General features: G+C 67.6%; 21 protein-coding genes. 9 read left to right on the forward strand and 12 right to left on the reverse strand.

Features of this window, described 5'->3' with window-relative positions; genetic code table 11:
* Positions 1-25 precede the first annotated feature (25 nt).
* Positions 26-994: a tripartite tricarboxylate transporter substrate binding protein gene (locus C8C95_RS06925; protein WP_116750171.1), complete on the forward strand. Its 969-nt coding sequence runs from the start codon at positions 26-28 to the stop codon at positions 992-994.
* A 64-nt stretch (positions 995-1,058) separates the two neighbouring features.
* On the opposite strand, the gene C8C95_RS06930 is transcribed toward C8C95_RS06925, so the two are convergent.
* The 3 genes from C8C95_RS06930 to C8C95_RS06935 are packed head-to-tail and all read right to left on the reverse strand — an operon-like array spanning position 1,059 to position 2,776.
* A complete protein-coding gene (locus tag C8C95_RS06930) occupies positions 1,059-1,610 on the reverse strand; it encodes a DUF2062 domain-containing protein (RefSeq protein ID WP_116748091.1) in 552 nt (183 codons plus the stop codon).
* The gene (locus tag C8C95_RS23660; protein ID WP_165836520.1) at positions 1,607-1,765 is read right to left on the reverse strand and encodes a hypothetical protein; all 159 of its coding nucleotides are present in this window, start codon (positions 1,763-1,765) and stop codon (positions 1,607-1,609) included. Before C8C95_RS23660 ends, C8C95_RS06930 begins: the two co-directional genes overlap by 4 nt.
* 27 nt (positions 1,766-1,792) lie before the next feature.
* Positions 1,793-2,776, reverse strand: coding sequence for a TerC family protein (locus tag C8C95_RS06935; protein WP_099729149.1), 984 nt, complete (start codon positions 2,774-2,776; stop codon positions 1,793-1,795).
* 160 nt (positions 2,777-2,936) lie between these two features.
* Here C8C95_RS06935 and C8C95_RS06940 point away from each other — a divergent pair, with 160 nt between their 5' ends.
* Positions 2,937-3,839, forward strand: a complete 903-nt coding sequence (locus C8C95_RS06940) for a LysR family transcriptional regulator (RefSeq protein ID WP_056065575.1) — start codon at positions 2,937-2,939, stop codon at positions 3,837-3,839.
* Positions 3,840-3,917: 78 nt separating this feature from the next.
* Here the strand turns inward: C8C95_RS06940 and C8C95_RS06945 are convergent, their stop codons facing one another.
* The 4 genes from C8C95_RS06945 to C8C95_RS06960 all read right to left on the reverse strand — a co-directional run bounded on the left by C8C95_RS06945 (position 3,918) and on the right by C8C95_RS06960 (position 8,325).
* The gene (locus tag C8C95_RS06945; protein ID WP_116748092.1) at positions 3,918-4,646 is read right to left on the reverse strand and encodes an alpha/beta hydrolase; all 729 of its coding nucleotides are present in this window, start codon (positions 4,644-4,646) and stop codon (positions 3,918-3,920) included.
* Between the two features lie 189 nt (positions 4,647-4,835).
* Positions 4,836-5,807, reverse strand: a complete 972-nt coding sequence (locus tag C8C95_RS06950) for a helix-turn-helix domain-containing protein (protein ID WP_116750172.1) — start codon at positions 5,805-5,807, stop codon at positions 4,836-4,838.
* Positions 5,808-5,891: 84 nt separating this feature from the next.
* On the reverse strand, positions 5,892-7,226 hold the full coding sequence (locus C8C95_RS06955; protein WP_116748093.1) for a sulfatase-like hydrolase/transferase: 1,335 nt from the start codon (positions 7,224-7,226) through the stop codon (positions 5,892-5,894).
* A gap of 145 nt (positions 7,227-7,371) precedes the next feature.
* The gene (locus C8C95_RS06960) at positions 7,372-8,325 is read right to left on the reverse strand and encodes a tripartite tricarboxylate transporter substrate-binding protein (protein WP_116748094.1); all 954 of its coding nucleotides are present in this window, start codon (positions 8,323-8,325) and stop codon (positions 7,372-7,374) included.
* Between the two features lie 117 nt (positions 8,326-8,442).
* Between C8C95_RS06960 and C8C95_RS06965 the strand changes: the two genes are divergently transcribed.
* The 4 genes from C8C95_RS06965 (at position 8,443) to C8C95_RS06980 (ending at position 12,855) form a co-directional block, all read left to right on the forward strand.
* Positions 8,443-8,994, forward strand: a complete 552-nt coding sequence (locus C8C95_RS06965) for a MarR family transcriptional regulator (RefSeq protein WP_116748095.1) — start codon at positions 8,443-8,445, stop codon at positions 8,992-8,994.
* Positions 8,995-9,123: 129 nt separating this feature from the next.
* Positions 9,124-10,704: an MFS transporter gene (locus C8C95_RS06970; protein WP_116748096.1), complete on the forward strand. Its 1,581-nt coding sequence runs from the start codon at positions 9,124-9,126 to the stop codon at positions 10,702-10,704.
* 101 nt (positions 10,705-10,805) lie between these two features.
* Complete coding sequence (gene hemE / locus C8C95_RS06975; RefSeq protein WP_116748097.1) at positions 10,806-11,918, forward strand: uroporphyrinogen decarboxylase; 1,113 nt, start codon at positions 10,806-10,808, stop codon at positions 11,916-11,918.
* Between the two features lie 52 nt (positions 11,919-11,970).
* Positions 11,971-12,855, forward strand: a complete 885-nt coding sequence (locus C8C95_RS06980; RefSeq protein WP_116748098.1) for a helix-turn-helix domain-containing protein — start codon at positions 11,971-11,973, stop codon at positions 12,853-12,855.
* 12 nt (positions 12,856-12,867) lie between these two features.
* Here C8C95_RS06980 and C8C95_RS06985 read toward each other — a convergent pair whose 3' ends face one another.
* Together C8C95_RS06985 and C8C95_RS23765 are read right to left on the reverse strand one after the other, a co-directional pair.
* Entirely contained in the window at positions 12,868-13,221 is a 354-nt protein-coding gene (locus tag C8C95_RS06985) for an NADH-quinone oxidoreductase subunit B (RefSeq protein WP_015015958.1), read from the reverse strand.
* Positions 13,222-13,496: 275 nt separating this feature from the next.
* Entirely contained in the window at positions 13,497-13,640 is a 144-nt protein-coding gene (locus C8C95_RS23765) for a hypothetical protein (protein WP_207780579.1), read from the reverse strand.
* A gap of 785 nt (positions 13,641-14,425) precedes the next feature.
* On the opposite strand from C8C95_RS23765, the gene priA reads away from it, so the two are divergent.
* Entirely contained in the window at positions 14,426-16,558 is a 2,133-nt protein-coding gene (gene priA / locus C8C95_RS06995) for a primosomal protein N' (protein ID WP_116748099.1), read from the forward strand.
* 96 nt (positions 16,559-16,654) lie between these two features.
* Here the strand turns inward: priA and C8C95_RS07000 are convergent, their stop codons facing one another.
* Positions 16,655-18,616, reverse strand: coding sequence for a gamma-glutamyltransferase family protein (locus tag C8C95_RS07000; protein WP_116748100.1), 1,962 nt, complete (start codon positions 18,614-18,616; stop codon positions 16,655-16,657).
* A gap of 334 nt (positions 18,617-18,950) precedes the next feature.
* Here C8C95_RS07000 and C8C95_RS07005 point away from each other — a divergent pair, with 334 nt between their 5' ends.
* A complete protein-coding gene (locus C8C95_RS07005; RefSeq protein ID WP_108625916.1) occupies positions 18,951-19,232 on the forward strand; it encodes a cupin in 282 nt (93 codons plus the stop codon).
* Positions 19,233-19,265: 33 nt separating this feature from the next.
* Here C8C95_RS07005 and C8C95_RS07010 read toward each other — a convergent pair whose 3' ends face one another.
* Both C8C95_RS07010 and C8C95_RS07015 read right to left on the reverse strand, forming a co-directional pair.
* Positions 19,266-20,219 (reverse strand): AEC family transporter, encoded by a 954-nt coding sequence (locus C8C95_RS07010; protein WP_116748101.1) that lies wholly within the window; start codon positions 20,217-20,219, stop codon positions 19,266-19,268.
* 111 nt (positions 20,220-20,330) lie between these two features.
* Positions 20,331-21,620, reverse strand: a complete 1,290-nt coding sequence (locus tag C8C95_RS07015; protein ID WP_116748102.1) for an ABC transporter substrate-binding protein — start codon at positions 21,618-21,620, stop codon at positions 20,331-20,333.
* A gap of 313 nt (positions 21,621-21,933) precedes the next feature.
* Between C8C95_RS07015 and C8C95_RS07020 the strand changes: the two genes are divergently transcribed.
* Positions 21,934-24,033: a UvrD-helicase domain-containing protein gene (locus C8C95_RS07020; protein WP_015015965.1), complete on the forward strand. Its 2,100-nt coding sequence runs from the start codon at positions 21,934-21,936 to the stop codon at positions 24,031-24,033.
* The last annotated feature ends 133 nt before the right edge of the window (positions 24,034-24,166 follow it).

Genomic DNA, 24,166 nt, shown 5'->3' on the forward strand with positions numbered 1-24,166 from the left:
TGACCACTACGGAGACAACACCACCATGCAGCGCAAACATTTCCTCGCCACCCTCGCGGGCCTGGCCCTCGCCACCACCCTGCCCCTGGCCCACGCCCAGGATTCCAAGCCACTCGAATGGGTGGTGGGCTATGCGGCGGGCGGCGGCTCGGACATCGTGGCGCGCACCATTGCCGAATCCATGTCGGCCACGCTGGGCCGCCCCATCATCATCAACAACAAGCCCGGCGCGGGCACCAACATCGCCGCAGAGTACGCAGCGCGCAACAAGGACTACGGCAACCTGATGTTCTCGGCCGACTTCGCCACGCTGGCGGCCAACCCGTTCCTGTTCAGCAAGCTGGCCTACAACGCCGAAAAGGACTTCCAGCCCGTGGGCCTGCTGGTGCGCTTTCCGATGTTCCTGGTGGTGTCCAACAACGTGCCCGCCAAGAACCTCAAGGAGTTCATGGCCTGGGCCAAGGGCCAGGCCGATGGCGTGAACTGGGCGTCGGCCGGGCCGGGCAGCCCGCACCACTTGGTGGGCGAGCTGTTCCGCGAGCAGAGCGGTCTCAAGCTCACGCATGTGCCCTATCGCGGCGCAGCCCCGGCCATCCAGGACGTGATCGGCGGCCAGGTGCCAGCGATGTGGATCGACAGCGCCACGGTGTACCCGTTCCTCGCGGGCAACAAGGTGCGCGCCATTGGCGTGGCCAGCCCGCAGCGCGTGACCACCATGCCCGATGTGCCCACGATTTCCGAGCAGGGCCTGCAAGGGTTTGAAGGTTTTGCGTGGCAAGGCCTGGTGGTGCCCACCGGCGCGCCGGCCGATGTGGTGGCGAACTTCAGCAAGGCACTGCAGACGGCACTGGCCGACACGCGCACCAAGGCCCGGCTGCAGGCCCTGGGTGTGGAGCCCATGCCCGGCACCGCCGCCCAGATGGGCAGCTTTGCGCGCACCGAGCGGGAGAAGTGGGGGCGAGTCATCACCAAGGTGGGCGTAAAACTCGACTAACCCCCCAAGCGGCTGCGCCCCATCCCCCTGCGGGGGAGCCCACGTTGCGGGCCGAATACGGGGCTCAGCGGCTGCGCGCCAGCCTCCGCTTACGGTGCAAGGCGGGTGCGAGCCACAGCAGCTGCACCGTCACATAGCCCAGCACCGCCAGCAGCAGGCCCAGCGTGGGCAGGCCGATCAGCAGCGGCGTGCCCAGCGCCTGCATCCAGGTGCCCAGGGCCTGCACCGTGAACTCACCCCCAGGCGCCACGCTGCTCCAGGCGGGCAGGGTCTGCGCGCCGGGCATCACCAGCGCCCCGAGGTAGAAGGCCATGACATACAGCGGCACCGTGGTGAGCGGGTTGGTATAGAAGGTGGCCACGCCCCCAGCCACCACGTTGCCGCGCAGCCAGGCGCACACCAGCAGCGTGCCCGGGATCTGCAGCGGCCCGGGGATCAGGCCGCAGAACATGCCCGCCGCCACCCCGCGCGCCAGCGGCTGGCGCTGGAAGCGGAACAGCGCGCGCCGCTCCAGCCAGGGCTGGAACTGCGCGAGCCAGCTGCGGTCCAGCAGCTGGCGGGCCCGGGGCTCCAGCGCGCGCAGCCAGCGGCGCAAGCGACACAGCGGCTGCATCATGCGACGAAGGCTACCGCAGTGCCGGCGCCCCACAAGGCGGTGAGGCCCACCAGCAGGTTCACGTCGCGCGGCTCGTTCTCAGCGTGGTAGGCCATGGCTGTGGCCCCTACCAGGCCCAACAACATGCACAGCATCACCGATTCGATCAGATCCATGGCTCAAGTCTCCCGGTTTGGCAACGATCAGGCCTTGGGGGGCAGTGCGGGTGGGGCGCCCTTGGCGGCCTCGCCCGAATTGCGCAGCGACAGGAAGATCGACCCGGCGATCAGCGTGGCCGTGACCAGCAAGGCATAGCCAATCGGAATCTTCACAAAGTCGATGAGCAACATCTTGCCGCCGATGAAGACCAGGACCAGTGCCAGGCCGTAGGCCAGCAGGTGGAAGCGGTCGGCCAGGTCTGCCAGCAGGAAGTACAGCGCACGCAGGCCCAGGATGGCAAAGATGTTGGCCGTGAGCACGATGAACGGGTCGCTGGTGATGGCGAAGATCGCCGGGATGCTGTCCACCGCAAAGATGATGTCGGTCGTGCCGATCAGGATCAGCACCACGAACAGCGGGGTGTAGTGCTTGACGCCATTGATCATGGTCGAGAGCTTTTCACCGTCGAACTGGTCAGTGATGCGGATGCGCTTTTTCAGGAACTTGAGCACCGGGTTGGTGGCGATGTCAGGCTCCTGCCCGGCGGCAAACCACATCTTCACGCCCGTGACGACCAGGAACGCACCGAACACATACAGCAGCCAGTGGAAGGTGGCCAGCAGCCAGGCGCCTGCCAGGATGAGCAGCGTGCGCAGCACGATGGCGCCGATGATGCCGATGATGAGCGCGCGCTTCTGGTATTGCGGCGGCACGGCAAAGTAACTGAACAGCATCAGGAAGACGAAGATGTTGTCCACCGACAGGCTCTTCTCCACCAGGTAGCCGGTGATGAACTGCATGGACACCGTGTTGGCGATCTCGCGCCCCTGGCTGCTGTCCAGGTACCACCACAGGATGGCCACAAACACAAAGGCCAGCGAGAACCACAACAGGCTCCAGCGCGCGGCCTCGCCCATGGTGACCTTGTGCGCGCCCTGGCGCTCCATGACCAGCAGGTCCACGCCTATGGCGATGACCACGAAGACGGCAAATCCCGCCCACATCCACCACGTTCCGATTGTTTCCATCGAGTTTCTCCAAAGATGCCCTCACACGCCCAGGCACGCCGGACGCCCAAGCCCCGGACTGTAGGGGCTGGGGCACTTCTTTAAAACCTGCGATCACAGTAGTATTGGTTCGGTTTTTACGAACCAAACACTTTTTTAACGGCCCCACCGCAAAGAGATCATGAGCCAGAGCTTCAACTACCGCCATCTTTTCTACTTCTGGGTGGTGGCCAAGGAGGGCGGCATCGCCCGCGCCGCCGAGCGGCTGGACATGGCCGTGCAGACCATCAGCGCCCAGGTGCGCGAGCTGGAAAAGTCGCTGGGCGTGAGCCTGCTGCGCACCGAGGGCCGCAACCTGGTGCTGACCGACGCGGGCGTGGCCGCGCTGCATGAGGCCGACCACATTTTTGCGCTGGGCGAATTGCTGCCCGTGCGCGTGCGCGAGGCCGCCAGCGGCCAGACACTGCGGCTGAACCTGGGCATCTCCGACGGCATTGCCAAGCTGGCCGTGCACCGGCTGCTGACGCCCGTGCTGGACGAGCCGCACCTGCGCCTGCTGTGCCATGAGGGCGAGTTCCAGCCCCTGCTGGGCGAGCTGGCGCTGCACAAGCTCGATGCCGTGCTGGCCGACCGCGCCGCGCCGCCCAACCCGGCCCTGCGCACCACCAGCCAGCTGCTGGGCACGAGCGCCATTGCCTGGTATGCGCCCCCGCTCTGGGCCGAGGCGGCGGCCAACAACTTCCCGCACAGCCTGGCTGTGGTGCCCGTGCTGCTGCCCACCGACCACGCCGCGATGCGCGCACGCATCGACCACTGGCTGGAGCGCGAGCGCATCCGCCCGCGCATTGCCGGGGAGTTTGAAGACAGCGCCCTTTTGAGCACCTTTGCCGCCACCGGCATGGGCGTGATGCCCGCGCCGGTCTCGCTGGGCGAGCACCTGGCACAGACCCACGGGCTGGTGCAGGTGGGTACCGCACCCGACGTGCAGGAGCAGTTCCACCTGATCTACAGCGCCCGCAAGGTGATGCACCCGCTGCTCACGCGGCTGCTGGAGGCAGGCCAGGGCGGAATGCTATTGAATTGATAGCCACCAGCACATACCGATCTGGCGCTTGGGGCCCAAAAGACGCAAAAAGCTGGCGCAATGCCCTCGCAGGCCCCGTCAGTCGCGCCCTGCCCGCTCGATGTGCTGCGCCGCCGATGCCGGGTCGGAAAAGCACAGTTCGTGGCTGCCCGGGCACTCCACCAGGCGGAACAGGCCCAGCCGCTCCGACAGGCGCGGGTGCCAGGGCAGGCTGTGGGGCAGCGCGGCGTCCTGCTGCGCGTTGAGGTAGCTCTTGCCCACCTCCAGCGCGGCCAACGGCACGGGCAGCTGCGCCGGGTCGGTGAAGGTGCGGTAGGGATGGGGGTTGAGCAACGCGTAGGTGCTTTGCGCCAGGGCCTCGTCGGCATCGTTGATGAAAGCCTCGCGCCAGATGGGGTACGGCAGCATCACGGCATTGCCGTTGCCGGCCGCCACCTGATCGAAAAGCGCGCGGTAGTGCGGCGGCACCAGGTCGTTCAGGCACTCGCCCGGCTGCGGCACAAAGGCGTTCCAGTACACCAGGCGGCGAATGCGCCCGGGCAGGCGCGCAGGCATGTGGCTGATGACCATGCCGCCGTAGCTGTGGCCCACCAGGCGCACATCGCTCAGGCCCTGGCCCTCAATGAAGGCCGCCAGCGAATCCACCGCGTCGGCGAGACCCGTTGCCGCGCGGTCGTCGCCGGGGTTGTTGCCCGCGAGCGTGGGGGAGTGCACGGTGTGGCCCCGCGCGCGCAGGTGGGTGGCGGTGGCTTCCATCTCGGCGCCGGTGTGCCAGGCGCCATGGACCAGGACATAGGTATCCGGCATGTGTGTGTCTCCTTGGGGTTGTGTTGCAGGACCGGGCTATCCGCCCAGCCGTTACCTTAGAAACACCGTGCGGCGCGGAATGGCCCGTGCGCGCCAGCCCGCTGTGCTGGGTGTGCCAAAAGCTCCACCGCCGTGCAGCACGGCAAGGCGAAGCCACAACGACACGGAGGATGGGGAGACGGATTGGAATCAGCCGCCGCGCCGCCACTGCGCGGGCGACACGCCCATGGCGCGCTGAAAGGCGCGTGCGAAATGCGAGGGGTCGGCAAAGCCGCAGCGCCGCCCGATCTCGCCCACGGCCACATGGGCCAGCTGGTGGCGGCGCAGCAGCTCGGCCGCACGCGCCAGGCGCAGTTCGCGCAAGGTGCCCGCAAAGGTGTGGCCCTGCGCCGCAAAGGCCCGGTGCAGGGTGCGCGGCGACACGCCCGCCTCCTGCGCCAGCGCGGGGGCCGAGAGGCTGGGCTGATCGATGCGCGCCCGCAGCAGCGCGCACAGGTGGGCATGCAGGCTGCCTGCCGCCGTGGGGGTGGGTGGCTGGGGCGGCTCCAGCGCCGCGCACAGCAACGCGCCCAGTTGGTCGGACAGCAATGCGGGCGGCAGGGCCTGCGCCGAGGCCGGGTCGCGTGCCAGCTGCACGGCCAGCGCCCCCAGGCTCTGGCCCCAGCCCTGGTCACGCCAGGCCACACGCGGGCCGGGCGCCTCGGCCTGCTGCAGCCACTGCCCCACCCAGGCGCGCGGCAGCTGCAGCGACACACAGTGCACGCCTTCTGGGAAGTGCAGTTCGTACGGCCGGGCCGAATCCAGCAGCACCACGTCGCCCGGCCGCAGGTGGGCCACATGGCCGTCCTGGCGCACATGCCACGCGGTCTCGGCCTGGCCGATCAGGTAGAAGGGCAGCTGGCGACTGCGCGCAATGCCGGCGGGCGTGCGAAACACGTCCTGGGTGGAAGCCCGCACGCGGTTGACGGACAGCGTCTCCACCGGCAGGCTTTGCAGCTCGCCGCCAAACAGCGGTGCCTCGCGGGAGCTGCAATCCATCTCCAGAAACGCCTCGCAGATCGCACCCACCCAGTAGTCCAGGCGCGCGGGCGGCGCCACCACATCGGTGGTCCACTGGCGCAGAGCAGCGGGGGACGAAGGCGCGGGGGCGACGGCGGGCATGGTGCCCAATCTACCGGCAAGCGGGCTGGGCAGGCAACAGGGCAAGCCCGCCCAAACACTCCCCTGACGGTCTGCCCGCCAGGCTCAGCGCTGCGGCATGTCCTTGATCGAATACCCCAGGCTCACCGTGGCATCGTCAGGAATAGCGGGCATGGAGACATTCCACGCCTCCCACGCGGCGCGCATGGCCCGCAGGCGGTCGGGCTCCACAGGCGCACGGTTGGCGCGCTCGCGTTCGTCGTCGGCCAGGTTGAACAGGTAGTCGTTGCCATCCACCCGCAGGTACTTCCACACGCCCTGGCGCATGGCGCGCTGGCCGCGGTGGTTCATGCGCCAGAACAGCGGGGGCTCGTCGTGCAGGCTGGCATCGCGCAGCAGCGGCATCAGCGAGCGGCCGTCCAGCGGGTAGTCCGCATGCGCGGCGGCGCCTGCGGCATCGAGCATGGTGGCCGACCAGTCCATGGTCATGCAGGTTTGCGCGCTCACGCCGCCCGGCGCAATCAGCGCAGGCCAGTGGGCGATCCAGGGCACGCGGATGCCCCCTTCGGTCAGGTCCATCTTGCCGCCCACCAGCGGCCAGTTGTCCGAGAAGCGCTCGCCGCCGTTGTCGCTGGTGAACACCACCAGCGTGTCGCGCGCCAGGCCCTGCTTTTCCAGCAGCGCCATGATGCGGCCGATTCCCTCGTCCATGTGGTGGATCATGCGGCGGTAGGTCTCGATGTTGCCGCCGTGCAGGTGGAACAGGTTAGTCTTCACCTCCTGCGCCAGCGCCTCATCGTCGCGCGTCTCCCAGGGCCAGTGGGGCGCGGTGTAGTGCAGGCTCAGAAAGAACGGCGTGCCGGCCTGTGCGCCCGGCGCCATGCGCTGCACATAGTCGAGCGCGTGGTCGGTGATGAGGTCGGTGAGGTAGCCGTCCTGCTGCTTTTCTTCTTCGCCCAGGTACAGGTCGTGCGTGCCGTTGGAACTGCAGTGGGTGAAGTAGTCCACCCCGCCCGACATGGGCCCGAAGAACTCCTCATAGCCCGAGCGCAGCGGCCCGAACGCGGGCGGGTAGCCGAGGTGCCATTTGCCCATCAGCGCCGTGCGGTAGCCCGCTGCGCGCAGCAGCGAGGGCAGCGTGGGGTGCTCGGGCGGCAGGCCCAGGGTGGTGCTGCCCCGGCTCTTGCTGTTGATGGGTTCCTCGGCCGCGCCGCGCAGGCGGTACTGGTAGCGCGCCGTCATCAACGCAAAGCGCGTGGGCGAGCAGACGGGCGAATTGGAATAGCCCTGCGTGAGCTTGAGGCCGTTGGCCGCCAGGCCGTCGAGCACCGGCGAGACGGGGCCGAAGGCCGCGTCGCGACCGCCGTAGCAGCCGAGGTCGGTATAGCCGAGGTCGTCGGCGACGATGAAGATGATGTTGGGGCGGGGTGGTAGGGTCATCTCGAAATCCAGTTTCACTCAACGTGGCGCGCAGTCTTCGCGACAGGCGCGGCCGAGGCGGGGGCGGCAAGCAAGGGCCGCCCCGCAGCGAGGCCGCCGTCCCCCTCCGGGAGAAGCGGCGCAGCCGCTCAGGGGGGCTTCCTTGCTATGGTTTGAAGCCCGAGCGCTGCACGACCGGCGCCCATTGCGCGCGGTAGGCCATGAGCATGGCCTCGGTTTGCGCCATGGTCGCCACCACGGACTCCATCTTGGCGGTCTCGAACTTGCGCTGCGTGTCCGGGTCTTTCATCACCTCCACGATCAAACCGGACAAACGTTCGGCCTGGGCCTTGGGCATGCTCATCGGGGCAAAGAAGGTGTTCCAGCCAGTGGCGGCCAGGTCCATGCCGCTTTCCTTGAAGGTGGGAATCTTTGCATCGAGCGGGCTGCGCTTGGCGCTCGACACGGCCAGGATGCGGATCTTGCCGGCCTCGTGCTGGGGCAGCAGGCTGTCAAACGTGTCGAACGCCACGGGCACCTGGCCGCCCAGCAGGTCGTTGAGCAGCGGCGCGGAGCCCCGGTAGCCCACCACCTCGGCGCGCACCTTGGCGGCGTCGCCCACCATCAGGCCAAAAAAGTGCGGCAGGCTGCCCGTGGCAGGCACGCCGAAGTTGGCCTTGTCGGGGTTGGCGCGCAGCCACGCCATGAGGTGCGGCAGTTCCTTGACCGGCACGGCACTGCCCACGGCCACGCCAAATTCATAGCTGTTGACATGGCTCACGGGGCGGAAGTCGCGCTCCGGGTCGTAGCCCGCATCGGGGAACACCAGGGGTGCCACCAGCATCACGGCGGGGTTGGCCAGCAGCAGCGTGGGCTGGTTGGCAGGGGCGGCTTTGACAGCCTGGGCCGACAGGCGGCCGCCCGCGCCGGTCTTGTTCTCCACGATCACGGGCGTACCGAGCTTGCTGCCCAGCTTGTCGGCCACGATGCGGGCCACGCGGTCGGTCGCGCCGCCGGGGGCGTAGCCCACCACGATGCGCAGCGGGGTGTCCTGCGCCTGGGCCAGGGTGGCGCACAGGGCGAGTGCGGCAGTCAGCACAAAAGCAAGGGGTTTGCGCATGGTCGAAATCTCCAGGGGCGATGGCAGGGCCCGCGCAGCCGCGCAGGGGGTGGATGGCCGGACTGTATTGGGCACACAATCAATTGATCTAATCAATCATCGCCCGGATATACCCTGATGCCCGCGCCTGCACCGGCCCCCCACCCACCCGCCGCGCCCGGCCACCGGCTGGCCCACCCGCAGGCCGCGAACGACCTTCTCATGTACCGCCTCAACCGCCTGATCGCCGTGGCGGGCAGCCTGGTGGTGCGGCTGTGCGAAGGCGGCTACGGCATCACCCGCCGCGAGTGGGGGCTGATGATGATGCTGGCGCAGCACCCCGGCATGCCCCCGGCCGAGCTGGCCCAGCGCCTGGGGCTGGACCGGGCCCGCACCTCGCGCGCCATCACCTCGCTGCTGACCAAGAAGCTCATCACCCGCGACGCCATGCCTGGCGACCGGCGCCAGGCCCGGCTGTCGCTCACAGCGACGGGCCACGCCGTGCATGACGAACTGTTTCCGCAGGTCAGGGCGCTCAACCAGGAGCTGCTGGCCGGGCTCGGTGCCGAGGCGGTAGCAGGCCTGGACCGTGCCCTGGCCGACATGCAGCAGCGCGCCGAGGCGCTGGTTGCCACCCGCACCGACGTTCCGCGCACCTACCGGCTGCGCGGTGGGCGGCATATGGATTGAGGGACATCCCCGGCCGTGTGCCCCAAAAAAGGGAGACGGCGATATCCTTCAAGACGCCCTGCAGCACCCCTGCAGGGGCGCCCCGCGCTTTACTGTCCGACCACGCCCCACGCTCTACCACCCGCCTTCATGTCACAACACTCGACCTCTTTGTGGAGTCCCCTGCGTCAACCTGCGTTCCGGGGTCTGTGGATTTGTGGCGGGATCTTTTTTGTGGGCAGCGGCATGCAGACCATGGCCGCCGCCTGGCTCATGGTCGAACTGACGGGATCGTCCTTTCTGGCAGCTTTGGTGCAGACCGCCGTCTTTATGCCAATGTTCCTGCTGGCCCTGCCTGCCGGCGTGCTGGCTGACACCACCGACCGTCGGCGCCTGATCTCCGGCGCACTCCTGGCACAGGCGGCGGCCAGTGCGCTGCTCACACTGCTGGTGCTGGGCGGCTGGGGCGGGTCGGCGTCGGTACTGTTTCTGGTGTTCGTGTGCGGCTGCTGCACGGCGGTTCTCACACCCGCGTGGAACTCCTCGGTCATCGACCCCGTGCCGCGCGACGAGTGGCCCCAGGCCATCACCGCCGTGAGCATTGCCTACAACGCCGCGCGCGCCGTGGGCCCAACGCTGGCAGGGCTGGTGTTTGCGCAGCTGGGCGCAGGCTGGGTGTTTGCCATCACCGTCACCACCACCCTGGTGATGTGGGAGTCCATCCGCCGCTGGCCGCCCAAGGCACACCCGCCCTCCAAACTGCCCGCCGAGCGCCTCTGGGGCGGCACCCTGAGCGGGCTGCGCTTTGCCTGGCACTCACGCATGATCCTGGCGCAACTGGTGCGTGTGATGGCCTTCAGCGCTGCGGGCTCGGCCCTGTGGGCGCTGCTGCCGGTGATTGCGCAGCGCCTGGGCACGGGGGCGCCGGGCTTCGGGCTGCTGATGGGCTGCCTGGGCACTGGGGCCGTGGCCGTGGGCCTGGTGCTGGGGCGGCTGCGCGCGCGTTTTGGCATGGAAGCCATCGTGGGCGTGGGCGGCATCGTATTTGGCGCGGCCATGCTGGTGGCGGCGCTCACCCACATCGCCTGGGTGGTCTATATGGCCATGCTGTTTGCGGGCGCGGCGTGGATGTCGGCCATGTCCACCTTCAATACCGCCACCCAGGCCAGCGCCCCGCAGTGGGTGCGCTCGCGCGCCGTGGCCATGCACATGGTGGCGGCGCTGGGCGCGTTTGCGATGGGCTCGGCGTTCTGGGGCGCGGCGTCGGACATCCTGGGCCTCACGCCCACGCTGTGTGTGGCCGCTGCGCTCATGGGCGTAGGCCTGCTGCTGGCCCGACCCATGCCGCTGCGCATGGGTGCGCTGCACGAGGTGACCCAGGCCACGCCCTGGGACGAACTCTTCATTGAAGCCGAGCCGCTGCCCGAGGCAGGCCCTGTGGCGGTGGAAGTGGGCTACCGCATCGCCCCCGGCACGGACGCAGCCTTCCTGGACACGATCAGCCGCATGAAGGCCCCGCGCCGCCGCGATGGCGCCACCTTCTGGCGCATCTACAAGGACCTGGGCGAGCCGTCGCGCTATGTGGAGCGCTTCATCGTCGAATCCTGGGCCGACTACCTACACCAGCGCGCCCGCGCCACGATGGCCGACCAGGCGCTGGAGACGGAAGTACGAGCGTTTTTGGCACCGGGCGAGGTGGTGCGGATGTCGCACTACATCGCGGAGCGGTAGGCGCCCTTGAGCCGACCCGCCGTGGTTCCGGCTTGATGCGCGTCAATTTCCGCAGCCGGATCGGGTACCGACACCGGCGGTCGGCCTGCGACAATCGCAGCATGACCTTCGCCCCCCTTGCCAACGACACCTTCCTGCGCGCCTGCCGCCGCCAGGCCACCGACTACACGCCCCTATGGCTCATGCGCCAGGCGGGGCGCTATCTGCCGGAATACAAGGCCACGCGTGCCCAGGCAGGCAGCTTCATGGGCTTGGCCACCAATGTGGATTACGCCACCGAAGTGACCCTGCAGCCACTGGAGCGTTTTCCGCTCGACGCGGCCATCCTGTTCAGCGACATCCTCACCGTGCCCGACGCCATGGGTCTGGGCCTGTCGTTTGCCGAGGGCGAAGGCCCGCGCTTTGCCAAGGTGGTGCGCGACGAAGCCGCCGTGGCCGGGCTGGCCGTGCCCGACATGGACAAGCTGCGCTACGTGTTCGATGCGGTCACCAGCATCCGCAAGGCGCTCAACGGCCGCGTGCCGCTCATCGGCTTCTCGGGCAGCCCCTGGACGCTGGCCTGCTACATGGTCGAAGGCAAGGGATCGGACGACTACCGCCTGGTCAAGACGCTGATGTACAGCCGCCCCGACCTGATGCACCGCATCCTGGCCGTGAATGCCGACAGCGTGGCCGCCTACCTCAACGCCCAGATCGACGCGGGCGCACAGGCTGTGATGATTTTTGACAGCTGGGGCGGCGTGCTGGCCGACGGTGCCTTCCAGGAGTTCAGCCTGGCTTACACCAAGCGCGTGCTGGCACAGCTCAAGCGCACCGGCGTGGATGGCACCGATGTGCCGCGCATTGTCTTCACCAAAGGCGGCGGCATCTGGCTGGAGGACATGAAGGACATCGACTGCGAGGTGCTGGGCCTGGACTGGACGGCCAACCTGGGCAAGGCGCGCGCCATCGTCGGCGGGCAGGTGGGCGGCCCCGGCAAGGCACTGCAGGGCAACATCGACCCCAACGTGCTGTTTGCGCCGCCTGCGCAGATCGTGACCCAGGTGCATGCCGTGCTCGACAGCTTTGGCAAGCCCCACACCGACCGCAACACCACCGGCCCCACGCACATCTTCAACCTGGGCCATGGCATCAGCCAGTTCACCCCGCCCGAGCATGTGGCGGCATTAGTGGAGGCTGTGCACAGCCACTCGCGCGCGCAGCGCCAGGGCTGATCGCCTGAGCGAGGGCTCCAGGCCGCGCGGCGCACCCGGCAGGGCCCCGGTGATGGCAATGGAACACCCCACACCAGCGCCAGCGGAGCCCCCCACCGGCCCGCAGGCGCTGCCCGCCTCGGCCCTGCAAACGCCCCCCGGCGCGCTCGCGGACTGCGTACGCGCCTTTTTCTGGCGCGACCTGGGCCGCCAGCCGCACCACACCCCGGCGGACACGCGCGTGCCGCCCAGCCCCTACCCCGGCATCATCTGGATCACGCGGGGCACGGCCCAGCTTGTGGAATGTGCAGGTACGGCCACGGCAGCGGCCCTACCGGCCATCACGCTGTCGGGCGCACACCGCCATCCTTACCACTCGATCTCTTCCCGCGATGGCGATTCGTTCTGCCTGGCTTTCCAGCCCGGCGCGCTGGGGCTGCTGACAGGGCAGGACCTGGCGCCGCTGACCGACCGCATCACGGACGCGGTGACCTGGCTGCCCGAGGAGTGGCACCCCTTCCTGGCGGCCGTCCACACGGCGCCCGACCATGGCGCGCGCCAGGCGCTGTGCGTGGACTTTCTGACCCCGCGCTGGGCAGCGGTCGCCGACCAGCACGCCGCCTGGCTGCAGGTGCTGCACCAGGCATGGCAGCGCGGCGCACGCCAGGCCCTGGCCTCCACGCTGGACTGGACGCCCCGGCACCTGCAGCGCCGCACCCGGCAGCTAACGGGCCTGAGGCCGGGAGAGATCGAACGCATGCTGCGCGCCGAACATGCGCTGCTGGCCATGCGCGATGGCAACGCCGGGGCCCTCGACGCCGCACTGCGCCATGGCTACGCCGACCGGGCGCATTTCAGCCGCGAGGCGCGTGCATTGTTCGAGAGGCCCCCTGCCGCACTCAAGGCCCACACCCAGCGGCCGGGCGACGATGCGGACTGGCTGCTGCGGCGCAGTTAAACCACCCGCCGTTTACCGCTGGATCACCCGGGGCCGCTTGATCTTGGCCTGCAACTGCAGGATGCCGTAGAGCAGCGCCTCGGCTGTGGGCGGGCAGCCGGGCACATACACATCCACCGGCACGATGCGGTCGCAACCCCGCACCACCGAGTAGCTGTAGTGGTAGTAGCCACCGCCGTTGGCGCACGAGCCCATGGAGATCACATAGCGCGGCTCGGGCATCTGGTCGTAGACCTTGCGGATGGCGGGCGCCATCTTGTTGGTGAGGGTGCCGGCAACGATCATCAGGTCGCTGTGGCGCGGGCTGGAGCGCGGGATGATGCCGAAGCGGTCCAGGTCGTAGCGCGCCATGGCGGCGTGCATCATCTCGACCGTGCAGCACGTTAGGGCCTGCTAACCCCATTTTTGCCAGATGCGTTGCGAAGCAAACGGTCCAGACGCAAGGCGCCAAACGAAGCTGGGGTGCTGCCCCAGCGAGGCTTGGCAACACAGCGGGTGGCCCGTTTGCCTCGCAACCCGGAGGGAAGGCCTCCCCCGCCACGCCACTCGTCGTTGCACTCCTAGTCAAGGCCCCGGCCTTGGCGTCGTCGCGCGCCTCGATTGGCGTGGCGGGGGAGGCCTTCGCACTGGCAAAAAAGGGGTTAGCAGGCCCTAAGCCCGAAGGTCATGAACCACAGGCTGTCGGTGCGTGCCGCCTGCAACACCTCATCCAGCCGGGCCAGCACAAAACCGTCGCGCTCCATGGTGGGCGCATCTGCCATGGGGGAAGAAGAGTAAATAGCCATGGCGGCATCGTCGCCCCAAGTCGCCGCGCCGTCTTGAAGCAAAGCGACATGGACCGCTGTGACACCGAGAACGCCAGACACTCCAGGCCCTGCGACAATCCCCGGGCATTTCGCAGCAGATCCGGCGTCCCCGCCAGCGCACTTATGCACAAAATTGGAGCATCCTCGTACCCGGCGCGAGTTCGTACGGCAACTTGCACACAAACCTCGCCACGATGCTAAGTGCTTGATTTATATGGCGTTAAATCCCCTGCTTTTTTGACAGGCAATCCAGCCAAAGCACGAATTGACAAGGACTTGCGGAGCAAACCCAAGGGATATCAACAAAGTTATCCACAGGAATTCTGGATTTCTTACAAATACCCTGTCAAATCAACCACTTGCAGCCCAAATCGAAGAAATGCATGAACATCCGATGACGGCACTAGCACAAAAAGGGGGCTGCCTGTCCTCTTGACGAACCCATGCTGTCCGACTTATGCACACAAAACGTGATGCAGCGCAACATCGAGACGCCGAATGGGCTTAGCACAAAAATCGAGGCCAAATTTCTTCAGATGATTGATTCATAAGGATTTTTTTGGAGTGCCGCATTTCCGGGCAATCTGTTCGCAGCCAGTATTCATGCGGCTTGGGCGGGGGTCCAGGCGGGATGTCAACAAAGTTATCCACAGAAATCCGGGATTACTCACACACCCTCGGCAAATCAAGCACTTAGCCGCCAAAGCTCCAGATCACATCCACAACGCGCACTAAGCTCGCCAGTCACCCCATAGCCCGTGCCTATGCCCACCTACATCGTCCACGTTGCCCTGCAAACGCCCTCGCACAGCGGGGTCGGCGACTTGCTGAGCTACGCCAGTGAGCGCCCGCTCTCACCCGGAACGCTGGTGCGTGTGCCCCTGGGCACGCGCGAGGTGCTGGGCGTGGTGTGGGATGCCGACGAGGCCCCTGGCGAGCTGCCCGATGGCGCCACCCTGCGCCCCATTGCCGGCGTGCTGGAGGGTGTGGCGCCCCTGGATGCGCCGTGGCGCCGACTGGTGGGGTTTGCGGCGCGCTACTACCAGCGGGCCTTGGGCGAGGTGGCGCTGGCCGCGCTGCCCCCCCAGCTGCGCGACCTGCGTCCCGAGCAGTTGGCGCGGCGGCTGCGGCGCCCGGCCAAGGGCGCTGGAGAGGCCTCAGGCACTATTGAAAACATAGCACTCACCGCAGAGCAGGAAAGCGCCAGGGCCCGAATTTCTGCAGAAAAAGGGCCCTTCCTGCTGTTTGGCAGCACCGGCAGCGGCAAGACCGAGGTGTATCTGCGCTGCGTGCAGGAGATGCTGGAGGCCGACCCCACCGCCCAAGCGCTGGTGATGGTGCCCGAGATCAACCTCACGCCCCAGCTGGAGGAGCGGTTTGCAGGCCGCTTTGCGCCGCGCTTCGGCCCCGGCGCCGTGGTGTCGCTGCACAGCGGCATGACGAACCCGCAACGCCTGGCCAGCTGGCTGGCCGCCCATGGCGGCAGCGCACGCATCGTGCTGGGCACGCGCATGGCGGTGTTCGCCAGCCTGCCGGGGCTGAGGCTCATCGTGGTCGATGAGGAGCACGACCCCAGCTACAAGCAGCAAGAAGGCGCGCGCTACTCCGCCCGCGACCTGGCCATCTGGCGCGGACGCGAGCAGGGCGCGAAGGTGATCCTGGGCTCGGCCACCCCGTCGCTGGAGAGCTGGCACGCCAGCCGCCCGCCCACGGCCGAGGACCCCGAGGGCGGCCGCTACGTGCGCCTGCACATGCCCAGCCGCATCGGCGCCGGAGCCCTGGCCCGCGTGCGCCGGGTGGACATGAACCAGCAGCCCCGCCGCACCGTGTTCAGCGCGCCGCTGCTGCAGGCCATCACCGAACGCGTGGCGCGCGGCGAGCAGAGCATGATCCTGCTGAACCGCCGGGGCTACGCGCCCGTGCTGCACTGCGTGGACTGCGGCTGGAAGAGCGACTGCCCGCACTGCAGCGCGCACCAGGTGTTCCACAAGACCGACCGCACCCTGCGCTGCCACCACTGCGGCTACACGGTGCGCGTGCCGTTTCACTGCCCGACCTGCGGCAGCCCCGACATCCACCCCATGGGCAAGGGCACCGAGCAGTTGGAGGAGCAGCTGGGCACCCTGCTGCGGGAGGTGCTGCGGCCCGACCGCACGCCCGCCCGCATCGCCCGCATCGACGCTGACACAACCAAAGCCAAGGGCGCGCTGGAGGCGCAGCTGGCACAGGTGCATTCGGGCGAGGTGGATGTGCTGGTGGGCACGCAGATGATTGCCAAGGGGCACGACTTTCGGCGCATCACGCTGGTGGCCGCCGTGCAGCCCGATGGCGCACTCTTCAGCAGCGACTTTCGTGCCGCCGAGCGGCTGTTTGCCCTGCTGATGCAGGCTGCAGGCCGCGCCGGGCGCGACGCTGCCTACATGGCCGCCCAAGCGGTGCACGGCACGCAGCCCGAAATGTGGGTGCAGAGCTTTCACCCCCAGCACGCCGTGTTCGAGGCGCTGCGCAAGCACGACTACGAAGCTTTTGCCGCCCAGCAGCTCAAGGAGCGCGAAGAGGCCGCCATGCCCCCGTTCTCGTACCAGGCGCTGGTGCGAGCCGATGCGCGCACGCAGGAGGTGGCGCAGGGCTTTCTGACTGCGGCCACCGCCGCCGCCCACGCTGCGCAGTTGCCGGGTTTGCCCGATGGCACGGTGATCCTGTTCCCGCCTGTGCCGCTCACGATCCAGCGCGTCGCCAATGTGGAGCGCGCCCAGATGCTGATGGAAAGCAGCAGCCGCACCACCCTGCAGCGCTTTCTGGCCGCATGGCAGCCGATATTGCAAGCCACGCGCAGCCAGCCGAAGCACAAGGGGCTGATCCGGTGGCTGGTGGATGTGGACCCACTAGCCATCTAAGTCCGCCCGGCAGGCCCACACAGCGGCCTCAATACAAAGCAACGGGGGCTGCGCTTTTCAACGCAGCCCCCGTCTCGTCAGAGCGTGGTTCGCCGGTTACAGCGCGCCGTCACCCAGCACGATGCCTTCACGGCGGGGGTCCACCCCGCCTTCCAGCCGGGTCTGGCCGTTGCGGTTGACCCGCATGATGGTGGACACGCCGCTCGACTGCGCGGCGTTGTTCACCGTGTGGCCCTTGGCCTTGAGGCCGTCGATCAGCCCGGTGAGGTCCAGCGCCGTGTTGGCGCCGTCCACGTTGGTGGTGGGGCTGTTGGTGGCGCCAAAGTTCACCAGCGACGTGGCTTGCTGGGCATCGAGGTTCCAGTCCACCGCGCCGACCACGGTCTTGAGCACGTACTGGATGATGGTGCCGCCGCCGGGCGAGCCCGTGGCCATCACGAAATCACCCGGCTCCGTGCCCTTGAACACCAGCGTGGGCGCCATGGTGCTGCGGGGGCGCTTGCCGGGCGCCACGCGGTTGGCAATGGGCACACCGGCGCCGTCAGCCGGCTGGGCCGAGAAGTCGGTGAGCTGGTTGGTCAGCAGGAAGCCGCCCACCATGTGGAACGAGCCCATGCTGGACTCGACCGTGGAGGTCATCGACACCACGTTGCCGTAGGCATCCACGATGGAGAAGTGCGTCGTGCCGCGCTCCACCGTCTTGTCCACGCCCAGAGGCACATCGCCCAGCGCCCCTGCCGACGCCGTTCCCAGCGACTTGCCGTCCGGCTGGATCAGTGCCGCGCGCTGCTTGAGGTAGGCCTTGTCCAGCATGGTGGACACGCCCTTGCCAGGCAGCGGGATGAAGTCGGTGTCAGCCACGTACTTGTCACGGTCGGCATAGGCCAGGCGCTCTGCCTCGGATACCAGGTGCACACCCATCACGCTCGGCACGCCGCCTTCATTGCTGGGGTTGGTAGGGCCGTGTTTGGAAAGGTCGAAATTCTCCAGAATGCCCAGCGCCTGCGCAATGGCGATACCGCCCGACGACGGCGGCGACATGGTGCAGACGTAGTAGCTCGCGCGGTAGGTGGTGCACACCGGCTCGCGCTTTTTGGCCTGGTAGTTCTTGAGGTCGTTCACCGTCATCAGGCTGGGGGTGATGGGCGTCTTGGCCGCATCGTCACCCACCGCCTGGGCCGCCTTGGCCACGATGGCTTCGGCCAGAGGGCCGGAGTACAGGGCGTTGGCGCCGCCGCTGGCCAGCGTGCGCAGCGTCTGTGCATACGGCAGGTTGGTCGTCACGGTGCCGGTGGCCTTGGGTGTGCCGTCGGCATTGAAGAAGGCGGCGACCGCATTCGCGTCCAGCGCCAGGCTGGCGGCGTTGCCCTTGATGGCGTCGCCCATGCGGCCCGGAATGCGGTAGCCGTTGGTGGCCAGCTGGATGCCTTCGTCGAACAGCTTGTCCCAACCCAGCTTGCCGTGTTCCTTGTGGGCCATGTCCAGCATGCGCATCACGCCGGGCACGCCAATGGAGCGGCCGCTGCGCCGGGCGCTGGGCACGGGCGCGGGGGACGAGGCATCGCCCTGGTCCTGGCGCACCAGGTAGTAGCCATTGGCGGCAGCAGGGGCGGTCTCGCGGCCATCGTACGCCACGACCTTCTTGGTGTTGGCGTCGTAATACATCATGAAGGCGCTGCCCGCCAGCGTGCTGGACTGCGGCTCCACCAGGCCCAGCACGGCCTGCACGGCCACGGCAGCGTCCACCGCCGTGCCGCCGGCCTTGAGCACGTCACAGCCGGCCTTGGTGGCCAGCGGGGTGTTGGCCACCACCATGTATTTGCTCGATTGCTTGGCCTTGTAGCCCAGGCGGTAGCCCGATGCCGCCTCGGGCGCTGCCGGGTCACCCGCCACGCCGGACCCCACCACCACGGCCGAGCCGGAGCTGGACACCACCGAGCAGCTCTGGGCATTGTTGTCCACGGCCAGGTCGTTGTCCGAGCCGCTGCCGCAGCCCGAAAGCACCAGCGCAACGGCCACGGGCGTGAGTGCCCACAGCGCAATATTCCTCTTCCTCATAGTGAATCTCCTGTTGTTGTCCGTTCGTGGGCATGGGTTGACCACGTGGCATCGTCGGCGCAAAAAGCATGCCGTGTCGAATGTTTTTTCGTATCGTTTTCTCAAGGCAGCCATCTCAGGAAGGCAACGACAGGCAGGCCAAGGCGGCGGCATCGCAGCGGCACCGCCACATTGCCTGGGCGACGCTCACGCGCGATCCCGCATGAAAATGAAAGCAAATCCGGCAGTAGCGCTAGTGCATCATGCGCTGGTAGCTATCATTTTTGAGAGTCCGAGCCCCCACCCTGGCTTTGAGCCCGCACCTACACTGCCCCGTACCGAAGCAGGAGACCCCATGACCCCCGAACAATTTGCAGACGAACTGGCCCGCGAGGGCTTCGAGCCCGCCGTCACCGTGACCCGCGAGGCCGGCGGCATGCTGGGCGACCACACGCACCCGTTCGAGGCCAAGGCGCTGATCCTGTCGGGCGATATCCGCATCGCCACGGCTACGTCAGAACGCGTGTACCAGGCGGGTGATGTCTTTCACCTGGCGGCCGAAGAGCCGCACTCGGAGTTCTACGGAATGCTGGGCGTGCAGTACCTGGTGGGACGCAAGACGCCGGCAGCGGCCTGAGCCCACCGCACCGCACCGCAGCGGCCTGGCGGCTCAGGTCAGCAGCGCGACGGCGGCAGAGAAGCTCAGAAACGCCAGCGCGGTGGACACCAGGATGATGCGCGCCACCCGCTCGTTGTTGGCGCCAAACTTCTCGGCCAGCAGCGACACGTTGCTGGCGCTGGGCAAGGCGGCCAGCAGCACCATCACCGTGAGCGCAAACGGCGTGAGCGGCACCCCCAGTGCCATGGCCGCGGTGCCTGCGCCCCACACCAGCAGCGGGTGCACCAGCAGCTTGGCCAGCGCCACCGGCACATAGTCGCGCGCGGGCACCTGCTCGTGCTGGTTCATCTGCGAGCGCGCCAGCACCGCCCCAATGGTGAACAGCGCCACGGGCGAGGCCGCGTCGGCCAGCATGGCGATGGTCTTGTCCACCGGACCTGGCAGCTTGAACTGCAACGCCGACGCCAGCGCGCCCAAGGCAATCGACCAGGGCATGGGGTTGGTGGCCATGCCCCTGAAGGCGTTCTTCAGCGCCACGCCCACGCCGTGGGTGCCTGCACCGTCCAGGCGCGACAGCGCAATGCACAGCGAGCTGGTGATGACCATGTCCACCACGATGGTGACGATGGCTGGTCCCGCGCTCTGCGCGCCCAGGAGAGCCACCAGCAGCGGCACGCCCATGAAGCCGGTGTTGGGGAAGGCCGCAACGAGCGCCCCAAAGGCGGCATCGTTCCAGCCGATGCGCGCGTTGCGCGTGAGCGCCACCGTGGCCCCCACCATCACGAGCGCACACAGCACATAGACGCCCGCCACGGCCGGGTCCAGCAGTTGCCCGATGGGCGTGCTGGCGCCAAAGCGGTACAGCATGCAGGGCAGCGCAAAGTACAGCACGAAGGCGTTGAGCCCCGGAATGGCGGGCTGCGGCAGCACGCCGCGCCGTGCGGCAAGGTAGCCGCAGAGCACAAGCGCAAAGAAGGGGAAGGTGATGAGCAGGACGGACAGCACGGCCCGATTGTGCTTGTTGCGCCTGCAGCCAGGGCCTGCAGCCCACTAGGTGGTCAGCGCAAAGTCAGGTGGGTGGGCTCGCGGGTGGCGAGCGCAGGCACCCGCTTTTTGTTATTGCTTGCGCTGGATGATGAGGTTGCGCTTGGCATCCTCGGGGTAGGCAAAGGTGATGGCACCGTTCTTGACCATGCCCATGACCAGCATGTTGCGCGTGATCGCGTCCTTGTCCTGCGCACTGAAGGGCTTGTCGTAGGTGGTGACCACGCCGTAGTAGGTCTTCATCTTGCCCTCCAGCGACTCCTTGATGGCCTTGCCGTTCAGGTTGCCGTCGCGGATGCCGAGGAACGAATACATCAGCAGATAGGTGGCGTCGTAGGCGTTGGCCGCCGCCATGGGCACGGCCACCTTGCCTTGGTACTTGCGGGTGTAGCTCGACAGGAATGATGCCCGGCGCTCGTTGCTGGGCTCGGCGATGAAGGTCTGCACCATGAGCGCGCCCTCGGCCGCGTCCTTGGCGCCTTCGAGGAAAAACGGGAAGGACAGCGGCCATGGCCCCACCTGCGGCACCTTCCAGCCAAGCGCCTTCTTGCCGTTGGCAATGGTGGCGTTCTCCGGCCCCACGGTGTAGCTGTAGACCACGTTGGCGCCCGCGTTGCGCGCCGCAGTCAGCTCGGCCGTCAGGTCCTTCACCCCCAGGTCAAAGCGCGCCACATGCACGGGTTTGAGGTTCTTGGCCGCCAGCGCGGCCACCACGTCGTTGTAGCCGCCTTCGCCATAGCCGGTCTTGTCGGCAAAGATAGCGACCTTGTCCCAGCCGCGTTTGACGATGTCGTCCACCAGGAAGGGCGCCTGGATCGCGTCGCGCGCCTGCACGCGGAAGATGTAGCTGTCGGGCGCGGGGTATTTGGCCGTGACGGCCGTGCCCGTGGCGCAGGGCACGATGAGCGGGCTTTTGGCGTCCTGGAACAGGTCGATGGCCTTGAGCGCCACGCCGGTGTTGCAAAAGCCGATGGTGGCAACGACCTTCTCCGCCAGCAGCTCCTGCGACACCTTGCGGCCCTGGTCGGGGTCGGCCCTGTCGTCCTTGATGACGAGCTCCAGCGGGCGGCCGAGGTAGCCGCCCACGGCATTGATCTCGTCCACCGCCAGCTTGATGCCGTTGAGCATGGGCACGCCAAAGTCGGCCGATGGCCCGGTGAAAGGCCCCACCACGCCGATGCGCGCGGGGGCGTTGCCCCCCGCCTGCGCATGCGCCGCCCATGGCAGCAGCGCCGCGCCCGCCAGCACACCGGCAGCCGCCAGGGCGGCGCATGCGGTCCATGCAGGCAGGGGCAACCGACCGTGGACCGCCCGGGGCGTGGCGGCGGTCAAAGCGATGGAAGGCGGGGTCACAGGGTTCATGGCGGTGCTCGGTTCACAACACTCCCCTCCCGGTGGGGGAGGGACTCGCCAACCAGTATCAAATTGTGAAAACAAAGCCCCTAGCGGGGTTTCCCGGAGCTCTGGGCCTGCCAAATGGGCTGCGGGGCGCCCCTGTCAGCCGACCGTCAGGCACCGGTCGCGCGTGGGCGACTAGGGCATGCCGGGGGGTACGCCGGTATCATTGCGCCCTTGCGCTGCACGTCCCCTCGGCGTGCACCCCACGCCCGTGGCACCCACCGCCCCGCGCCTGTCCGGTTCCCCCTTCGCCCTTTCTGCACGTTCCTTTTCCTCCATGTCTGCCGGTCTCAATCTCGCCCAGCTCCAGGCCGTTCACTACACCGACGGGGCCTGCCTCGTCCTGGCAGGGGCTGGCTCGGGCAAGACGCGGGTGATCACCATGAAGATCGCCCACATGATCGAAAAAGGCATGGACCCCAAGCGCATCGCGGCCATCACCTTCACGAACAAGGCGGCGTCTGAAATGCGCGAGCGCGCGGGCCACCTGATCGGCCGGCGTGCCAAGGATGTGCTGATCTGCACCTTCCACGCGCTGGGCGTGCGCATGGTGCGCGAGGACGGCCATGTGCTGGGCCTCAAGCCCCAGTTCAGCATCCTGGACGCCGACGATGTGACGGGCATCCTGAAGGAAGCCTCCGGCGGCACCACCGACATGGCCACGGCGCGCCAGTGGCAGTGGGTGATCAGCAAGTGGAAGAACATGGGCCTGACCTCGGAGCAGGCGCTGGCTCAGGCGGCGGACGACAACGAACGCATCATCGCCACGCTGATGGCGCGCTATGAAGAGCGCCTGGCGGCCTACCAGAGCGTGGACTTTGACGACCTGATCGGCATGCCGCTGCGCCTGCTGCGCGACTTCCCCGAAGTGCGCGCCAAGTGGCAGGCGGCCCTGGGCCATGTGCTGGTGGACGAATACCAGGACACCAACGCCACGCAGTACGAGCTGCTCAAGCTGCTGGTGGGCGAAAAAGGGCACTTCACGGCCGTGGGCGACGATGACCAGTCCATCTACGGGTGGCGTGGCGCCACGCTGGACAACCTCAAGAAACTGCCGGTGGACTACCCCCACCTCAAGGTCATCAAGCTGGAGCAGAACTACCGCTCCACCAGCGCCATCCTGCGCGCGGCCAACAACGTGATCGGCCCCAACCCCAAGCTGTTTCCCAAGACGCTGTTCAGCGAACTGGGCGAAGGCGAGCCGGTGCGGGTGGTGGATGCCGACAACGAGGAGCACGAAGCCGAGCGCGCCGTAGCCCGCATCCAGAGCCTGCGCGCCGCCAGCAACCCACCGCCGGACTGGAAGAGCTTTGCCATCCTGTACCGCGCCAACCACCAGGCCAAGCCGTTTGAAAAGGCGCTGCGCAAGGCCAACATTCCGTACAAGGTCTCGGGCGGCACCAGCTTTTTTGACCGGGCGGAAATCAAGGACCTGTGCGCCTGGTTCCGTCTGTGGATCAACAACGACGACGACCCGGCGTTTCTGCGCGCCATCACCACACCCAAGCGCGGCATTGGCCACACCACGCTCGCAGCGCTGGGCGCGTTTGCCACGCAGCACAAGCAGAGCATGTTCGGTGCGCTGTTCAACGGCATGCTGCCGGCCGCCGTGCCCAAGCGCGCCATGGATGGCCTGCATGAGTTTGGCCGCTACATCAACTACCTGGAGTACAGCGCCCGCCGCACCGTCGGCGCCGAAGACGCCCGCGCCTTTCTGAACGAATGGCTCAAGGAAATCGGCTACGAGCAGCACCTGTACGACAACGAAGACAGCGAGAAGGTGGCCGCCGCCCGCTGGAGCAACGTGATGGAGTTCTGTGACTGGATGGCCCAGCGCGCGGGCGGGCAGATTGACGACACCGCGGGCGCCGTGGTGGCCAAGGAGACCAAGAGCCTGCTGGAGGTGTCGCAGACCATTGCACTGCTCTCCACCATCAGCGAGCGCGAGCAGGAGCAGGACATGGTCACGCTCTCCACCCTGCACGCCAGCAAGGGGCTGGAGTGGCCGCATGTGGTGCTGGTGGGCGTGACCGAAGGCATGCTGCCCTTCAAGCTGGACGATGACGAAGGCCGCCAGCAGAAGGTGACCGACGACGTGCTGCAGCGCCTGCAGGAAGAGCGCCGCCTGATGTACGTGGGCATCACCCGCGCCCAGCGCACCCTGGCCGTGAGCTGGACCAAGCGCCGCAAGAAGGGCCGCGAAATGGTGGCCGCACAGCCCAGCCGCTTCATCGCCGAAATGGGCCTGGACAAGACCACCGCCCGCGAAGACCCGCGCGAAAAGCTCAAGGCCCTGCGCGCCGAGTTTGCAGCCAAGGCCCAGGCCACCACGGCGGCCAACGCCGCTGCGGCCGCCAACCCGGCGCCCACCGCCTGAGAGCGCACACGCACCATGGCAAAACACCCCAGCACGTATCCCCATCCATGCTCGGCCCTGCCCCCTGGCCGCAGCGTCTGGAGCATTGCTGCGCTTTTGATAGCTATCAGCGCTTGTCCTACAAGCGCCATCG

Origin of the sequence: Acidovorax sp. 99, assembly GCF_003096455.1 — a bacterium.
In the GTDB taxonomy this organism is placed as follows: Bacteria; Pseudomonadota; Gammaproteobacteria; order Burkholderiales; family Burkholderiaceae_C; genus Acidovorax; species Acidovorax delafieldii.

What these genes read in the sequence shown, in the direction of transcription:
- C8C95_RS06925 (WP_116750171.1), top strand. Translation starts at nt 26, where the DNA reads ATGCAGCGCAAACATTTCCTCGCCACCCTCGCGGGCCTGGCCCTCGCC.
- C8C95_RS06930 (WP_116748091.1), bottom strand. Translation starts at nt 1,610, where the DNA reads ATGATGCAGCCGCTGTGTCGCTTGCGCCGCTGGCTGCGCGCGCTGGAG.
- C8C95_RS23660 (WP_165836520.1), bottom strand. Translation starts at nt 1,765, where the DNA reads ATGGATCTGATCGAATCGGTGATGCTGTGCATGTTGTTGGGCCTGGTA.
- C8C95_RS06935 (WP_099729149.1), bottom strand. Translation starts at nt 2,776, where the DNA reads ATGGAAACAATCGGAACGTGGTGGATGTGGGCGGGATTTGCCGTCTTC.
- C8C95_RS06940 (WP_056065575.1), top strand. Translation starts at nt 2,937, where the DNA reads ATGAGCCAGAGCTTCAACTACCGCCATCTTTTCTACTTCTGGGTGGTG.
- C8C95_RS06945 (WP_116748092.1), bottom strand. Translation starts at nt 4,646, where the DNA reads ATGCCGGATACCTATGTCCTGGTCCATGGCGCCTGGCACACCGGCGCC.
- C8C95_RS06950 (WP_116750172.1), bottom strand. Translation starts at nt 5,807, where the DNA reads ATGCCCGCCGTCGCCCCCGCGCCTTCGTCCCCCGCTGCTCTGCGCCAG.
- C8C95_RS06955 (WP_116748093.1), bottom strand. Translation starts at nt 7,226, where the DNA reads ATGACCCTACCACCCCGCCCCAACATCATCTTCATCGTCGCCGACGAC.
- C8C95_RS06960 (WP_116748094.1), bottom strand. Translation starts at nt 8,325, where the DNA reads ATGCGCAAACCCCTTGCTTTTGTGCTGACTGCCGCACTCGCCCTGTGC.
- C8C95_RS06965 (WP_116748095.1), top strand. Translation starts at nt 8,443, where the DNA reads ATGCCCGCGCCTGCACCGGCCCCCCACCCACCCGCCGCGCCCGGCCAC.
- C8C95_RS06970 (WP_116748096.1), top strand. Translation starts at nt 9,124, where the DNA reads ATGTCACAACACTCGACCTCTTTGTGGAGTCCCCTGCGTCAACCTGCG.
- hemE (WP_116748097.1), top strand. Translation starts at nt 10,806, where the DNA reads ATGACCTTCGCCCCCCTTGCCAACGACACCTTCCTGCGCGCCTGCCGC.
- C8C95_RS06980 (WP_116748098.1), top strand. Translation starts at nt 11,971, where the DNA reads ATGGCAATGGAACACCCCACACCAGCGCCAGCGGAGCCCCCCACCGGC.
- C8C95_RS06985 (WP_015015958.1), bottom strand. Translation starts at nt 13,221, where the DNA reads ATGATGCACGCCGCCATGGCGCGCTACGACCTGGACCGCTTCGGCATC.
- C8C95_RS23765 (WP_207780579.1), bottom strand. Translation starts at nt 13,640, where the DNA reads ATGGCTATTTACTCTTCTTCCCCCATGGCAGATGCGCCCACCATGGAG.
- priA (WP_116748099.1), top strand. Translation starts at nt 14,426, where the DNA reads ATGCCCACCTACATCGTCCACGTTGCCCTGCAAACGCCCTCGCACAGC.
- C8C95_RS07000 (WP_116748100.1), bottom strand. Translation starts at nt 18,616, where the DNA reads ATGAGGAAGAGGAATATTGCGCTGTGGGCACTCACGCCCGTGGCCGTT.
- C8C95_RS07005 (WP_108625916.1), top strand. Translation starts at nt 18,951, where the DNA reads ATGACCCCCGAACAATTTGCAGACGAACTGGCCCGCGAGGGCTTCGAG.
- C8C95_RS07015 (WP_116748102.1), bottom strand. Translation starts at nt 21,620, where the DNA reads ATGAACCCTGTGACCCCGCCTTCCATCGCTTTGACCGCCGCCACGCCC.
- C8C95_RS07020 (WP_015015965.1), top strand. Translation starts at nt 21,934, where the DNA reads ATGTCTGCCGGTCTCAATCTCGCCCAGCTCCAGGCCGTTCACTACACC.